Consider the following 15,392-nt stretch of genomic DNA (forward strand, 5'->3'; position numbering starts at 1 on the left):
ATTGCCATTATCTGTATGGTTGAAAGGTCGGTGAGTGGTTGGCCTTTTTTAACGCTCTATACCTCATTGCTTCTTCTGCTATAACTTTTGCATGTGAAATTGTTTTTTTATCTTGAGGTAGCACATTGGTCTTTGTTTCTTTACTTGGTGTTTTTGTTGTGATCACATTTTCTTTCTTACTAATGATCAGTTTATTTCTTATATAACGCCATATATTAACGAATAGCTGTTTCTTTTTTTCTTTCATAGGATCATTTTTTAGTGGGTCGCTCTTATTCCAGCTAATTTTTATAGAATCATCTACTTTATATAACTCACAAGTTAGACGTCCAATCACTTCTTTTTCTGCCAATTGATTTAATTTTATATTAGGAATTTTCCCACTTACACATTGCTTGATCATCTCATCTCGGATCTTTATGTTTTCCTCAAGTCCTGTAATCATTTCTTTTAAAGACACTTCAGAATGGCGCTTCATATCATTTAATTTGCTTACATTTATATTTTGCCAGTAATACAAATATTCGATGAGATAAAAATTATTATTGGAATAAGCTAACATTTTTCTTCTAAACTCATTTGGTTTATTCGTACTGAGTTTTTCCGCAAGTTTCATTCGTGCTTCTAAACGCTCAAAGGATTTTGCAATGGTTGAATTATATTTGGGATAAGCGAAATATTTTTTCTTATATATTTTTAGCTTTTTTTTAATTTCTTTATCTAGTTTTTTTGTTGACATTCTTAATCATCACTCCTAGCTAATATAGATAGTATAAATAAAATTATTAATAGAACTACAGTAACCTTGAACTATCACAGAACGTGCTTTTTCCGTTGTACTATTTCATTCTTTTTTTTGATTCATTATCTAACTATTTCTAAACTATTTGGCTGTTGCAATGAAAGAAATGATGTTCATTTAATTATTTTTCTTAATCCCACAGATTTTTTCTTTCACACTTATCTTTTAGCGTTGTTTTTCAACTCACATATTATCTTCTAAGCTCTTTAAAGAAAATTATAATCATTCAATTATTTTTGTATAGGTCTTTTTATCCCATTCTAGTTCGAAAAAAAGATTTTGGTCATTACTCTCAACTATTCATATTTCACCCTTTATAACAAAAAAAAACGCGAGGGTTAGTCGCGGTCTTGGGACTGATCAAGCAATTTGCAATACGTCCACTTTAAATTGTTCTTCGACATATTTTGCATAGGTATCATGTTTTTGAACCAGTTCATCATGCTTGCCTGAGCCTGTTACTTTTCCTTTTTCAATAAAGTAAATTCTGTCTGAATCCACAATTGTTGATAATCGATGAGCAATAACAAGAGTCGTACGCCCTTTCATCAAATTTGTCAAAGCTTGTTGAACTTTTGCTTCTGATTCAGAATCAAGACTTGCTGTTGCTTCGTCTAGCATTAAAACTTTTGGATTTCTAAGAAACGCTCGTGCAATTGCTAGCCGTTGGCGTTGACCACCAGAAATTTTTGTTCCACGTTCTCCCACTTCTGTATCTAATCCTTGAGGCATATCTTCTACAAATTTACGGGCATATGCTAATTCTAAAACTTCCCAAAGTTTTTCATCTGAAAATTCTTCTTCAAGTCCATAGGTCAAATTATAACGAATTGAACCTGCCATAATAGCAGAATCTTGCGAAACATACCCAATTTGACTACGATAATTTGTTAGCTGAATCTCTTCGATATTTGTTTCTCCAAATTTGATCGTTCCAGAAGTAGGTTGATAAAATCGCTCTAACAAACTAAAAGTCGTCGATTTCCCACCACCTGAAGGACCAGCAAACGCAATGATTTCATTGGGTTTTGCTTCAAAAGAGATATTTGACAAAATAGTTTCGTTAGGAGTATCACTATAAGCAAAATCTACATTTGAAACTGTTAACGTTTGATTAGCTAAATCAACTGTCTGACCAGATTCAAAATCTTCTGGTGTTTCATCCAATAGTTCTTGGACGCGACGTGTTGAACCTGCCGCTTTAGCCATTTCAGAAAATAATGTCGCAATGATGGGCATCGCTCCGATCAAATTAAATAGATACATCAAGAAACTCATTAACACACCAATCGTCATTGCTCCAATGGCAATTCGGTGCATGCCATATGCTAGTAAACCAAAGACCATGCTCATAAAAACCATCATCATAATGGGTTGCATAGCAGCGTCAAATACAGCTTCTTTCTTCCCGACATGAAACAAACGATCCACTTCATTTGCAGCACGTTCTTGCGCTTGCTTTTCGGCGTTAGATGTTTTAACTAAACGAATTTCTGAAAGTGTTTCGGTTGCGATCCCATTAAAATGACTCATGGCATCTTGACGAATATGGCTTACTTTTGAACCAAAAGACATTACTGGCACCATAAAAATGATAACTACTGGAACTGCAATAACCATCGCAAGAGACATATGCCAGTCCATTTTGATCATCATATAAACTGTTCCAATCACAGTAATGACACTTGCAATCGTTTGTGGAAAAGTACCTGCAAGTAATTGTTTAACTTGTGTTGTATCATTGGTCACCCGACTCGCCATTTCTCCAGCTTTCACTGAATCAAAATAAGATACTTTGAGTATGGTCAATTGATTCCATAACCGTTTTCGCATATTCTGTATAACATTTTCTCCGAAGATGCCTAAGATAGTCCCACCAGTTGCAGAAACAATCGCTGAAAGGACAAATAATCCTACTACCTTTCCTAATAAAGAATAATCCACGCCTTGTTGAAAGTTATTCACTAAATTAGAAGCTAATTTTGGTACATAAACTTGAACTGCTGACGAGCCTGCCAATAAAATCATACCAATTATCAGTAAATGATACTTAGGTTTGGTCTGTTTAATCAAACCAAAAAATTCTTTTAGCGAGAACTTCGTACCATCTTTTCTCACGGAAGCATTCATAGGTCTTCCGCCTCCACCTTGTGCCATTATTTTTTACGTCCTTTCTTCCAACCATCAAAACCACCAAAATGACCATTCATTCGATGATCAAAACCGCCACGTCCAAATCCATCGAATCTGTTGAACCCACCAAAGCCACTACGTTCCATCATTTGTTCACGTGCCCGACCAAAATGAGCACTCATCGTATTGAATCGTTCCCAACGCTTGTCATCACCAAACACTTCGGCTAATTTTTCCTGAAATTCGGAACTACTAATATTTTCATTCATCCGTTCAAGATAGCTATTTAATTGTCTCAATTCTTCTTCTGCAAAATCTTTAAACAAGACCTCTTTTAATGTCTGACTGATCGAACCATGTTCCGTTAAACTTTCTCGACCTTTATCTGTAATCTTTACTAAAGTGACGCGTGAATCCGTTGCTGATTTTTCTCGTATGACCGCACCAGCCTCTTCTAATTTTTTAATGATTTGAGTCACGCTCGAAGGCTTAATATCAAGCACTTCAGCTATACGTCCTGCTGTTACATTTTCTTCGGTTACTAATATTTTCAATGTCTCAAATGCATTGTCTGTTTTTTCTTCTACCTGATAAGCAAAAAGTAAAAACGGATGATGCGAGATTTCTAATAGATTTTCTAAAATTTCATTGTGATTCATAAAACAACCTCCCAGTTATTTATTTAGTTTATATCGATATCAACAAAATAAATTATAAACCATTTAATTAGTTTGTAAATAAAAAAACTAAATATTTATCGATAAATATTTTATCTACTTAAAAGATAAAAAATAAAAGCCATTATTCTTACGTACAACGCATTGAGCTCTTCTGATAATTAATTTAAAAAAAGATCCGGTAACTCAGCAAAAATATAGTAGAAAATAAAACGAAATAGTACCTGCTTTTCTCCCTCTTTACAAAAGCAATTTGCGATGAATGTTCATTTTTCCCTCTATTTTCAATTTCCCCTGTTCTTTGATAAGAGAGCCTACACAAAAATAAGCTCAGAATAACGATTGTTTCAACAGTTATTCCAAGCTTTTTGAGAATACATAATAAAGAAGATTTATTGTTTTATAAATCTATTTTTCTTGAATCCTATTTGTTTCCACATTGCTATTTTTTGGTGCACGTTGATTGAGGATAATACTCGATAAAACCACAATAACAAGGAAAGCAAGAATCGCAAAGATCAGTACAGTTTTTCCTTCTGCTCCTAACTTTCCTAGAATCAAGCCTGGGATCAAATAGTCCGTATCAGCAAATGTCGACGAAGCAAGTTGTAAATTTCCTAGAACTGGAAAAATAAACAGCGGTAACCAGCTAATCAGTAGTCCGTTGAATGCAGATCCTAATATTGCTCCTCTTCTTCCGCCTGTTGCATTCCCAAATACACCAGAAGCTGCACCACAGAAAAAATGACCAACGACACCAGGAATAATTACGGTGGTTTTCAAGGCAATCATTCCAAACATGGAGAGTGTTCCTACAAGAAAACTAACGAAAAATCCAATTAAAACGGCGTTAGGCGCATATGGAAAAACAATTGGTACATCCAATGCTGGTTTTGAGTTTGGCACAAGCTTTTTAGCAATTCCTTGAAATGCTGGTACAATTTCAGCCAATACCATACGAACACCTTGTAAAACGATCACAAAGCCTGCAGTAAATGTTCCTGCTTGGATCAAAGAAAAAATCACAGCGTTGTCACCATTACTTAATTCTTTTTCCACAAAAGATGGACCAGCAATTAAAGCAAGTGCAACATACACAATTGACATTAATAACATGATTGATACAGTTGAATCTCTCAAAAAACCAAAACTTTTAGGAATCTTGATCGTTTCTGTTGAATGCGCTTTGTTGCCAAAAAATTTTCCAATCCAGCCACTTGTTGCATAACCAATATTTCCAGTATGTCCTAATGCCACTTGATCATTACCAGTAATTGACTTCATAAATGGTTGACAAAGTGCTGGAGTGATCGTTAATAAACATCCTTCAAAGATTCCACCAAGTAAAATCATCCAGAGAGAAGTTTCAAATCCTGCACTAATCAAGATGACAGCTGTTAAACAAGATACATAAAGCATCGCTTGTCCAGTGAGGAAAATAAATTTATATCGTGTAAAACGTGCCAATAAAATGTTAACGATCATTCCCACTAACATGATAAGTGCTGTTGGTGTACCAAATTGTTGCAAGGCAATTGCTACAACTGCTTCATTACTTGGAACCACCCCTTGTGTATGGAGTGCTGTCTGAAACATTGTAGCAAAAGGCGTTAATGATTGACTGATCAATCCCGCACCACCAATTAATACAAGAAAACCGATAAACGTTTTTATGGTTCCTTGAATGACTTCAGAAGCTTTTTTCTTTTGCAAAACTAATCCTAAAAAAGCAATCAGAGAGACTAATATCGACGGTTGACTGACAATCGAAACAAACAAATTCAAAACCGTATCCATGGTTATCTTCTCCTCCATATGTGTATTTTTTATTCAATAATTGCTGCTACCTTTTCTTTTACTTCTTCTCCATCAATGATTGATTGAAGCGCAATCAATTTTTCCTCAGGAATGGTGTATAATGTATCTTTTAAAGAATATTCGATAAAAAAATAATCCGCCATGTCATTTGACACACTACCAACATCCGTATGACTCACTTCATATTGGTCTAATTCTTGTCCTAAATCTTGAAGTGCTTGTTTAATATTCATTTCCACCATGAAGCTTGTTCCTAAACCACTTTGACAAACTGCTACGATTCTCATAATTATTCGTCTCCTTTTTTAATGATCTTTCTAATTTCTTCCGTGGATTGTGCATGCATTAATGCTTGTAAATTTTCTTTCTTTGATAATAGTTTTGTAAGATTTGCTAATGCACGTAAATGGGCATCATTATCAATGGCTGCAAGACAAATAAATAATTGAACGGGATGTTTCTCGTCAAGTAAGTCTACTGGTTCATCTAATTTTAACAACGACATTCCCAATTCATTTACACCATCTTCTGGTCTTGCATGAGGTAAAGCAATACGGTCACCAATATAAATGAAAGCGCCATATTGATTCACGCGATCGATCATTGCTTCAATATAAGAAGTAGTGATTTTTTCTGTATCAAGTAATGGTTTTGCAGCTAACGTGATCGCTTCCTTCCAATTCACTTGTTTTGGGACCAGCTGAATCATTTCTGGCGTGATTAATTGTGATAACATAGGGCGACAATCCTCTTTTCTTTCAAATGACTTGTTTATTTTACGATTGATAATACGGTAAATTTTTTCTTCTTCTATTCCTTCATTTAAATGGATGTACGGCTTAATTGCATCAAAAATCTCTCTAGCTGTGGGTAAAGAGAAACCCGGAATCAACCATTCATTTTGTACCATATTGAGTAATTTGTTCTTTTCTAAATCACTCATAATGGGTTTGACAAGATAAATAGATTTCTTCAAAGACAACTGACTAATCTTAACAGTTGAAAAAATAATGTCATATGTTTCTTCATCAATTTCGTGTAACCGATCAATGGAATCCGTTTGAGTAAAGAAAAGTGTAGGGAATAAATGAGCTAATTCACTTTTTAATATCAAGGAAGAACTAATGCCACTCGGACATAAAATAATTGCCCGAATCCTTTTTTGTTGTGCTAATAAATTCGACTTACGAATTTCTCCACCAAATAGAATCGAAAAAAAGCCAATTTCTTCTTCTGGTATTTTTTTTCTGATGATTTTTTCAAACGGCTGCAAAGCTTTCTTTGTTAGTTCATAAATAGCGCCATACTGACTTTTTATTTGTTTAATCATTGGATTGGGTAAATAAAACCCGTAAACCATTCTGTAATAAGCTGGAACTAAGTGAAAATACAAATTATCAAATAGTTCTTTGAATGATTCAAATCTAACAGCGACAAGCGCCTCCATGCGATGAATGATCTCAGCTACACAAGAAAATAAAAATTCTTGGGACTGATCGTGAAGGTTTCCTTGTACAAATGTCATCAAACATCTTGAAAAAAATTGGGTTTCTTTTTCTGTTATTGGTGTTTCAATAATAGACGAAAGTACTTTTTTACTGATCGAAGCGGTTTCATTCGAGTGGATAATAGGCAACTCATCATACTCTTCCAAGCTGGAATCTCCAATTCTTTTTTTTGTTAATGAATAGAAAAATGCAAGTTCTTCCATTCTACTAGGTGCTAATTGAATCGTCGTACGAAGACAAGCATTAATAATTGCTTTTTTCACTTGTGCAACTAGTACAAAATCCATTGAAACTAGCCATAACAATACCCCAAATCGCCCACTTGTAGTTTGCAGTAGAGACGCCAAACGATTTTTTGCTTCTCTACGTAATTGAAACTCGCTTCCCAAAAGTGTAAAACCCCTTTTCCTTGAATAGAGCAACTGACAGTTTTCATTGCTTAACATTTCTCGTATTTTCTTGATATCTGATAGAATAGTCCCTTTGGAAACTTTTAAAAATTCTTGAAAATGAAAGACAGATAAACCTTCTTTTTCTGAGTAAACCATTAAATAAAGTAAATGACTTCTTTCTTTCTCTGTATAAACAACTTCATATCTTGAAATTCCGAGAAACGTTTCCACCCATTCAATCGGTTTGATTTTCTCTAGCTTCACATAATGTTCGTTATAAGAACTACTAAAAGGAAGAAGTTGCTTTTTTACTTCATTCATTGGTTTCCCAATTATCGTTGAAGCTTCGGACCAAGTTATTTCTTTACCAGAGTAACTTTTGAGGAGATAAGTAATCATTTCATCCACAGCGCTGTTCACCTCCTATTTGTATTCTAATATGCACATTTTTTAAATGCGAGATTTGTTTGGTACAACATGCGTTTCCATTTTAAAAAAAATTATACTGAACTGCTAGTGAACTACCTCTACTTAGCTAAATCTAACATTTTTTAACGCTGGAAGTAGGAGTAATTCACCATGAATAGTAGTACATCTCTCTCCTAACCCTTTCTAAAATGATTAACGACTAAACGAAATTAGGGATTAACTTAAATGTAGCTAACCAAAAAGAATGATTGAAGCAATTCCTTTTGTCATCTTCATTATTTACATATTGACTCTTATATTCAAATTTCAAATGAAAGTTCTGTTTGTTTTTTTTATTTCAAGGGAATTATTTATGAGATGTGCTATACTCTTTGAGACAGTAAAGTTTAATGACGGTGGCGATTTCCAAGAAGGTGGTGGTGCTTATGGATGTAAGTACTAAAATCTACGAAAGGAGTAGCCTTTTGTCCGCATACGAGACAATTCAAATCATTCTTGGCTTTGGTATGTTTACCATTTCTTTGATTGGTTTGGTTGTGTCCATGCTTAAACACGACAAAAAGAAATAACCGTCACTTTAGCAGGTGCACACGGTTATTTCAAATTAAATAATTCTATCTGCCACCGTCTTTAGCGGTGCTGTCAAAGGGAACTGTTGACACAGTTCCTTTTTTCATATTCATTATAGCACACCTTGTTTCGGCTATTCAATTTTCAAATGAAAAACGAATAAAAAGATGCTTTTTTTATGTTCAAATTTCTCAATTTCAACTGGTTCAAGTAGTTGATCGTAATGGGAATTGTTTTTCTAAAATTGGAAATTTTAGATGAAACAACCTATTCTTCTAAACATTCCCATTTAATTTATCTACCTTTTTCTATCAGAAATTATCACAGCAAGTTATTTTTTACTCAACTCATCACGCTAACTCTATTTCTACCTTTTTATAACTCTTCTATCTTTCTCAAAATACCAATGTTTTTTCTAATTTTTCTTTGGTAGAAATCTCTGGTAGAAAAAATAAAGTAACATAAAAAAAGCGCCTAAAAAGACGCTTTTGGTAGAAATTGGAAAACTGAGACGAGAGGTTGTGAATGAACCGTACAGCTTCAAGCATTAAAGAGAGATTTCGTAAAATAGCCTTTCATATTTTTCGAAATTTCGCTTTAATTTCGAAGGAGCTGGTTCATGAACACCGTTTTTTCAGCTATAGAAATGATGAACATTCTTAAGATTCAGACTTTTCAAAATTCCCCATTTTTATTGAGTTTTAGCTCTATTTTCGATACATCTTAAATTCTAAGAATAAATCATTATAAATTCCTAAATATTTTGAGCCTAAATCTTCGTAGACTTCTAAATGTGAGATGGTCGCATCATCTGGATAAAATTGTTCATCTTCTGAGATTGCTTTTGGTAAGAGAGCCTTAGCTTTCTTGTTAGGTGTTGAATAACCAATGTATTCCGCATTTTGAGCAGCATTTTCTGGCTTCAGCATAAAATTAATGAAGTCATACGCTCCTTGCTTATTTTTTACGGTTTTAGGCATGACAATATTATCGAACCATAAATTCGATCCTTCTGACGGAATCACATAATGAAGATGTTCATTTTCAGACAACATATCCGCTGCTTCGCCAGAAAAAGTAACCGCTACAGAAGCTTCTTCATTGGTCATATACATCTTGATTTCATCGGTCACAATAGCTTTAACATTAGGAGTTAATTGATTCAACTTACTTGCGGCTGCATTTAGCTGACTCATCTCTTTACTATTCAAAGAATACCCCAGACTATTTAATGAAAGCCCCATTACTTCTCTCGCACCATCAATTAGCATTAAGCTGTCCTTTAATTTTGGGTTCCAAAGATCATTCCAATGTTGAATCTCTTCTTCACTAAATACTTTATCGTTATAAACAATCCCTAGCGTACCCCAAAAATAAGGAATAGAGTAAATATTCTTTGGATCAAAGTCTAAATTCAAAAAACGTTCATCGATATTTGATAATCCTTTGATTTTTGTATGATCCAATGGTAGCACCAGTTTTTCTTTCATCATTTTTTGAATCATATATTCACTAGGAATGGCAATATCGTAATTTGTCCCACCTTGTTGGATTTTTGTAAACATCGCTTCATTAGAATCAAATGTTTCATAGTTCACTTTGTATCCATATTCTTTTTCAAATTTGGTAATCAAGCTAGGATCAATATAATCTCCCCAATTGTAAATCGTAACGATCTTCGCACCACTCATCCCACTTGCTTTTTCTAATTGTCGTACGCCAAAAAATAAAACTAAGATGATCACAATAATGCCAACAAATAGTGATTGTAATTTTTTCATCGTAAACGTACCACCTCCTCACGTCCTCGGCGATTTTTTCTCATTTTTTTTGATCGATTTTCTTTGCTAATAAAATAATAACCGATAACTAAGACCATTGAGAACAGGAATACTAATGCACTTAATGCATTGATTTCTAAACTGATTCCTTGACGAGCACGTGAATAGATTTCCACAGATAAAGTCGTAAATCCATTTCCCGTCACAAAGAAAGTCACAGCAAAATCATCCAATGAATAAGTAAATGCCATAAAATATCCTGCAATAATACCAGGAGATAAAAAAGGTAAGATAATGTTTTTTATCACCTGAAAATGATTGGCTCCTAAATCTCTTGCTGCATCAACCATGGAATCATTCATTTCTTGTAACTTAGGTAAAACCATTAAGACCACAATCGGAATACTAAAAGCAATATGAGAAAGTAATACACTTTGAAATCCTAAACCAAATCCTAAAAAGGTAAAGAAAATCAAAAAACTTGCACCGATGATTACATCAGGAGAAACAAGCAAAATATTATTCATACTTAATAAGGTATTTCTTGCTTGTCGTTTTCTTGTATAGTAAATCCCCATTGCACCAAATGTTCCGATAATTGTGGCAATCAACGCAGATAAGAACGCCAGCATAAAGGTATTTAGCACAATAATGATCAAGCGTGTATCTTCAAATACCGCTTGATAATTTTCCCAAGTAAAACCAGTGAAGCTATTCATCGTACCACCGGCATTAAAAGAATAAAAAATCAAATAAAAAATCGGTAAATACAATAGTAAGAAAACAACAAATAGGTAGAGATAAGACCACTTAAACCTTTTCTTCATATGCGGCCTCCCTTCTTCTTCTCGCCAGTAAGTAGCATGACGAGAAACATGGCAATAATCAAAATAACACCAATGGTCGATCCCATTCCCCAATTTTGAGTGACAAGAAAATGTTGTTCAATAGCCGTACCTAAAGTTATCACTCGATTCCCACCAATCAGACGAGTCAGCATGAAAAGCGAAAGTGAAGGAATAAAAACAGCTTGTATCCCACTTTTTACGCCATTTAGTGACAATGGAAATACTACACGACGGAAGGTTTCAAAATTATTGGCTCCTAAATCACGACTAGCACTGATCAAAGAAGGATTCATTTCTTCTAGTGCGTTGAAAATTGGCATGATCATAAAGGGGATTTCAATATAGGTAGCCACAAATAAAAAGCTAAAATCGGTAAATAAAATTTGTCTTGTTCCGATTCCTAGAAAATCGAAAAAATGATTGACACTCCCATGGATACTAAAGATACCGATAAAGGCATAGGCTTTTAGCAATAAATTGACCCATGTAGGTAAAATGATCAACATTAACCATAGTTGTTTGTGTTTTAATTTGGTTAAAAAATAAGCGGTTGGATAACTAATAATCAAGGTAAAAAATGTGATCAAAAATGCATACCAAACTGAATTTAGTGTCATCGATAGATACGTACCTGACATAAAAAAAGCGGAGTAATTACTTAACGTAAATTGTCCATTCATATCAAAAAATGATTGATAAATAATCATCAAAACTGGGGCAATAACAAACAACCCAAGCCATAAAACATAAGGAACAGAATAGATTCTACGCATTGTTTTCATCTATATCTTCCCCCTATTCTTCATAGCTATCAAGTCGAGCATCAAACTCTTCTTCTGTTTCATTGAATCGCATGACATGAATATCTTCTGGATCAAAAGATAAACCAACTTTGCTACCTTCTTTTGCTTTTTTCGTTGAATGGACAGTCCATTCATTTTGCTGTTCATCATAACACACAATCTCATAGTGAACACCTCGAAAAAGTTGCGTATCAACTGTTACCACTAGTTTTCCTTTGTCAGGTGTCGTAATGGTGAGGTCTTCTGGACGCAATACCACTTCCACGGGTTCATTTGGACGCATACCGCCATCCACACATTCGAATTTTTTTCCAACAAACTCCACTAAATTATCTTCAATCATTACGCCATTGACAATGTTACTTTCGCCAACAAAATCTGCCACAAAATGATTAATCGGCTCGTCATAAATATCAACAGGTGTGCCACTTTGAATAATTTTCCCTTTATTCATCACGAAAATTTCATCACTCATCGCTAATGCTTCTTCTTGGTCATGCGTAACAAAAATAAAGGTGATCCCCAGACGTTGTTGTAACTCTCTTAGTTCATATTGCATATCTGTACGTAACTTTAAATCAAGTGCAGATAAGGGTTCATCTAACAATAATACTTTCGGTTCATTGACGATCGCTCGAGCGATTGCGACACGTTGTCGTTGCCCTCCAGACATTTCGCTAATTTCCCGGTTTTCATATCCAGGTAATTGAACCATACGTAGTGCGTCTTTTACCTTCTTTTCAATATCTCTTTTATTCATTTTTTTAATTTTCAAACCAAACGCAACGTTGTCAAACACATTCATGTGAGGAAATAACGCATAATCTTGAAAAACCGTATTAACTTGTCGTTTATTCGCCGGTACATCATTTAAACGTTTTCCTTCAAAATACATTTCCCCTTCAGTTGCTTCTGTGAAACCTGCAATGATTCTTAATATTGTTGTTTTTCCACAACCAGAAGGACCTAATAATGTATAGAACTTCCCTTGTTCGAGCTCAAAACTCACTTTTTTTAAAATCGTTTCATCATCATAGCGTTTGACTACCTGATCAAATGAAATAATTGGTTTCCCCACTTTTTACCCCCCTAAATTATAAGTACGAATCTGTAGCTACAATCAAAGCTTTCGTACGATTTGACTGATGATTTTTCAATTGATGATGCGTTGTCGCTTGGTAATAGATCGATTGTCCAGCTTTTGCCACATATCGTTCTTCTCCTAAGCATAACTCTACTTCGCCTTCTAACACAAAAATAAACGTTTCAGATAGCGAAGGTTCAAATAATTTGTACTCTCCTGCTTCATGAAAGGTGAGCAAAACAGGTTCCATCTCTTTTTCATTTGAATCAGGTACAAGCCACTCTAATTGATAGCCATTTTCTTCATCTAAGTAAATTGTATGGTCTTCCTTCGAATAAACCACCTGTAAATTGACCGTATCTTGGTGAAAAAATTCTTCTGGTGAAACACCTAATACTTCTAAGATAGAAAAAAATGTTTCCATAGAAGGTGAGCTTAAATCGCGTTCTAATTGAGAAATATAGCCCTTAGACAAATCTGTCCGTTCCCCTAATTCTTCTTGTGTTAAATTTTTTTGGATACGTAAATTCCTTAACTTTTCTCCTATTTCCATCCCATTCCTCCTCCCAAAAGTTTTCTATTAGTAAACACAAAGTTTACTTTCACTCGTACTAGTATACAAATTTTATTGAAAAAGACAACCCTTTTTTCTTCATTTTTATCGAAAAAATTCTTTTTATTTTTGTTACCTAAGTTTCTCTATTTTTTCATAATAAAACAGGAAAGAATAACGCTAAATTTCACAACTTTATGGTATGATATAAGAAAATTTTGAAAGGAGCCTTATCCTTACATGAATACATTTAAAGCGTTTCAAGTAAATAACACCCCAGCTTTTCATACAGCACTTGTGGAGCAAAAAAAACCGACTTTATCCGCAAATGAAGTCTTAATCAAAATTGCCTATTCCGACGTCAACTACAAAGATGCCTTAGCTAGTAGTGAATCTGGTGGCGTGATTCGATCTTACCCAATGACTCCTGGGATTGATTTATCCGGTGTTGTCATTGAAAGTCTCGACAGCCGTTTCAAATCTGGTGATTCTGTCATAGTAACTGGTTATGGGTTAGGCGTGACCTCTCCAGGCGGATATAGTCAATACCAAAAAGTTCCTGGAGATTGGTTAGTACCGTTACCAAAAAATATGACTCTTCGTCAAGCAATGGTTTTCGGAACAGCAGGATTTACAGCTCTTTTATGTGTCAATGCCCTGATTCAAACAGGCATGAAAATAACAGATAAAGTCGTAGTTACCGGGGCTTCCGGAGGAGTGGGGAGCGTTGTTGTCGCTATCTTGCGTAAACTTGGGTTTACTTCAATTACTGCCCTTTCTCGAAAGAAAGAATCGGTGGCATGGCTAAAAAATTTGGGAGCTAATGAAGTTCTTGCCCCACATGAATTTTTCCCAGAAAAAACAAAACCTCTAGGCAAGCAACAAATTGATTATGCTATCGATACAGTTGGCGGAGAACAATTAACTCAATTACTTCCTTTACTTGCTTATGATGGAGCTGCTGCACTTTGTGGTAATGCTGGCGGTATGCAATTAATGACTACCGTTTTGCCATTTATCTTACGTAACATTCAATTAATTGGTATTGATTCAGTCAATGTCCCTCATGAAAAACGTGCGTCTATTTGGCAACAATTAGCTGACCTTGCTATTGCAGATGAACTTTTAATCAACGAAATCAATTTTGATCAATTGCCAGAAGTGATTCAACAATTATTAGCGGGCAAACATCAAGGCAGAACTTTAGTAAATGTGGGTGAATGGCAATGAATATTTTAATTACTGCAGGTGGGACAAGTGAAAAAATCGATCAAGTTCGTTCAATTACCAATCATTCTACTGGACGTTTAGGAAAAAATATTGCAGAGGCTTTATGTAAATACCCATCAATGACAATTGATTATGTGACAACGCCTACCGCTGTCACACCAGAATCAAGAGAAAATATCCACTTTCATTTTATCGAATCCACACAAGATTTATTTGACACATTAAAACATTTAACCACAGAAAAAAACTACGATGGCATTATTCATAGCATGGCAGTCAGTGATTTTACCCCTGCTTTCAGCCTTTCTGAAGAGCAATTAGAAAAAAGTATTATGCAAACACCCTTAACAGCGACACTGCTTCCTCAATGGTTAGAGCAAAATAGCGAATATCCGATGAACGATGAAAAAATTTCTTCTGATACGCAACACTTACTAATTGCCTTGAAAAAAACACCAAAAATCATTAGTTTTTTGAGAAAATGGCAACCAAAAGCGAAAATTATCGGATTTAAATTATTAGTTGATGTTCCTAAAGCACATCTCATAGAAGTAGCCAAAAAAAGCTTGCAAAAAAATCAAGTAGATTATATCTTCGCCAATGATCTTACTCAAATTAAAGGAGAACGGCATCACGGCTATTTATTAGCAGAAGACGGCACCATTAAGGAAGCCAAAACGAAGAAAGAAATTGCTAAATTATTGACATCAGTTATAATAGAACCATCTTTCTTTGACTGATCAAAACATTGTGATAAACTCATT

14 protein-coding genes are annotated in these 15,392 nt (G+C 34.6%); 3 read left to right on the forward strand and 11 right to left on the reverse strand.

Translation table 11 applies throughout. From position 1 onward, the window contains the following. Nucleotides 1-7 precede the first annotated feature (7 nt). From EVI01_RS02720 to EVI01_RS02745, 6 genes are all read right to left on the reverse strand, one after another. A complete protein-coding gene (locus EVI01_RS02720; RefSeq protein WP_010751540.1) occupies nucleotides 8-739 on the reverse strand; it encodes a hypothetical protein in 732 nt (243 codons plus the stop codon). A 423-nt stretch (nucleotides 740-1,162) separates the two neighbouring features. Next, nucleotides 1,163-2,959, reverse strand: coding sequence for an ABC transporter ATP-binding protein (locus EVI01_RS02725; protein ID WP_010751541.1), 1,797 nt, complete (start codon nucleotides 2,957-2,959; stop codon nucleotides 1,163-1,165). Next, complete coding sequence (locus tag EVI01_RS02730) at nucleotides 2,959-3,594, reverse strand: MarR family winged helix-turn-helix transcriptional regulator (RefSeq protein WP_010751542.1); 636 nt, start codon at nucleotides 3,592-3,594, stop codon at nucleotides 2,959-2,961. The genes EVI01_RS02725 and EVI01_RS02730 overlap by 1 nt, the downstream gene beginning before the upstream one ends. Before the next feature lie 426 nt (nucleotides 3,595-4,020). Next, entirely contained in the window at nucleotides 4,021-5,409 is a 1,389-nt protein-coding gene (gene ulaA, locus EVI01_RS02735) for a PTS ascorbate transporter subunit IIC (protein WP_010751543.1), read from the reverse strand. A gap of 29 nt (nucleotides 5,410-5,438) precedes the next feature. Next, complete coding sequence (locus EVI01_RS02740; protein WP_010751544.1) at nucleotides 5,439-5,717, reverse strand: PTS sugar transporter subunit IIB; 279 nt, start codon at nucleotides 5,715-5,717, stop codon at nucleotides 5,439-5,441. A gap of 2 nt (nucleotides 5,718-5,719) precedes the next feature. Next, the gene (locus EVI01_RS02745; RefSeq protein WP_010751545.1) at nucleotides 5,720-7,738 is read right to left on the reverse strand and encodes a BglG family transcription antiterminator; all 2,019 of its coding nucleotides are present in this window, start codon (nucleotides 7,736-7,738) and stop codon (nucleotides 5,720-5,722) included. A gap of 446 nt (nucleotides 7,739-8,184) precedes the next feature. Between EVI01_RS02745 and pepG1 the strand changes: the two genes are divergently transcribed. Continuing rightward, the gene (pepG1, locus tag EVI01_RS02750) at nucleotides 8,185-8,328 is read left to right on the forward strand and encodes a type I toxin-antitoxin system toxin PepG1 (RefSeq protein ID WP_010751546.1); all 144 of its coding nucleotides are present in this window, start codon (nucleotides 8,185-8,187) and stop codon (nucleotides 8,326-8,328) included. Nucleotides 8,329-9,036: 708 nt separating this feature from the next. Here the strand turns inward: pepG1 and EVI01_RS02755 are convergent. Genes EVI01_RS02755 through EVI01_RS02775 form a run of 5 tightly spaced genes read right to left on the reverse strand, consistent with a single transcriptional unit; the run spans nucleotide 9,037 to nucleotide 13,398 of the window. Next, the gene (locus EVI01_RS02755) at nucleotides 9,037-10,110 is read right to left on the reverse strand and encodes an ABC transporter substrate-binding protein (protein ID WP_010751547.1); all 1,074 of its coding nucleotides are present in this window, start codon (nucleotides 10,108-10,110) and stop codon (nucleotides 9,037-9,039) included. Beyond that, nucleotides 10,107-10,937, reverse strand: coding sequence for an ABC transporter permease (locus EVI01_RS02760; RefSeq protein ID WP_010751548.1), 831 nt, complete (start codon nucleotides 10,935-10,937; stop codon nucleotides 10,107-10,109). The genes EVI01_RS02755 and EVI01_RS02760 overlap by 4 nt, the downstream gene beginning before the upstream one ends. Further along, nucleotides 10,934-11,740 (reverse strand): ABC transporter permease, encoded by an 807-nt coding sequence (locus EVI01_RS02765; RefSeq protein WP_010751549.1) that lies wholly within the window; start codon nucleotides 11,738-11,740, stop codon nucleotides 10,934-10,936. The genes EVI01_RS02760 and EVI01_RS02765 overlap by 4 nt, the downstream gene beginning before the upstream one ends. Before the next feature lie 13 nt (nucleotides 11,741-11,753). After that, complete coding sequence (locus EVI01_RS02770) at nucleotides 11,754-12,839, reverse strand: ABC transporter ATP-binding protein (protein ID WP_010751550.1); 1,086 nt, start codon at nucleotides 12,837-12,839, stop codon at nucleotides 11,754-11,756. A 16-nt stretch (nucleotides 12,840-12,855) separates the two neighbouring features. After that, nucleotides 12,856-13,398 (reverse strand): helix-turn-helix domain-containing protein, encoded by a 543-nt coding sequence (locus tag EVI01_RS02775; RefSeq protein ID WP_146811514.1) that lies wholly within the window; start codon nucleotides 13,396-13,398, stop codon nucleotides 12,856-12,858. Between the two features lie 240 nt (nucleotides 13,399-13,638). Between EVI01_RS02775 and EVI01_RS02780 the strand changes: the two genes are divergently transcribed. Together EVI01_RS02780 and EVI01_RS02785 are read left to right on the forward strand one after the other, a co-directional pair. Then, nucleotides 13,639-14,628, forward strand: a complete 990-nt coding sequence (locus EVI01_RS02780) for an acrylyl-CoA reductase family protein (protein WP_010751552.1) — start codon at nucleotides 13,639-13,641, stop codon at nucleotides 14,626-14,628. Beyond that, complete coding sequence (locus EVI01_RS02785) at nucleotides 14,625-15,368, forward strand: phosphopantothenate--cysteine ligase (protein WP_010751553.1); 744 nt, start codon at nucleotides 14,625-14,627, stop codon at nucleotides 15,366-15,368. The genes EVI01_RS02780 and EVI01_RS02785 overlap by 4 nt, the downstream gene beginning before the upstream one ends. Nucleotides 15,369-15,392: the final 24 nt, after the last annotated feature.

Source organism: Enterococcus villorum (assembly GCF_007990225.1).
Lineage (GTDB): Bacteria > Bacillota > Bacilli > Lactobacillales > Enterococcaceae > Enterococcus_B > Enterococcus_B villorum.